1 protein-coding gene is annotated in these 287 nt (G+C 64.5%); it reads right to left on the bottom strand.

Annotated features, from left to right (window positions below; genetic code table 11):
• Positions 1–287: DUF2345 domain-containing protein (locus tag EAY64_RS20180; RefSeq protein ID WP_122081989.1), on the bottom strand; the 287-nt coding region annotated here is incomplete at both ends.

Below are 287 nucleotides of genomic sequence, written 5' to 3' on the forward strand. Positions count from 1 at the left end.
TCTTTTACTCCCGCCACAAACAGGCTGATGTGCTGGCCAGCGTTGTGCAGCCAGCGGCGGCCGGTGGTTTCGTTGCTGTCGCGCTGGGCAACGAGGTTGAGGTTGGTCCCGGCAGAGAGGGTCTGGCTTTGTTCGGTGAGGCTGGCGATGCCGGCCGGGGCGGACAGGATGAGCAGCGGCTGTTGGCCGGCCTGGTCTTTTGCTGTTTTGCCGTCTTTGTCGGTGTTGCTGCCGGCTTCCCAGGCTGTGACGGCGGCGGCGTGGTGTTGCAGGTGGCCGCTGTCTTT

Source organism: Aquitalea palustris (assembly GCF_003693445.1).
GTDB lineage: Bacteria > Pseudomonadota > Gammaproteobacteria > Burkholderiales > Chromobacteriaceae > Aquitalea > Aquitalea palustris.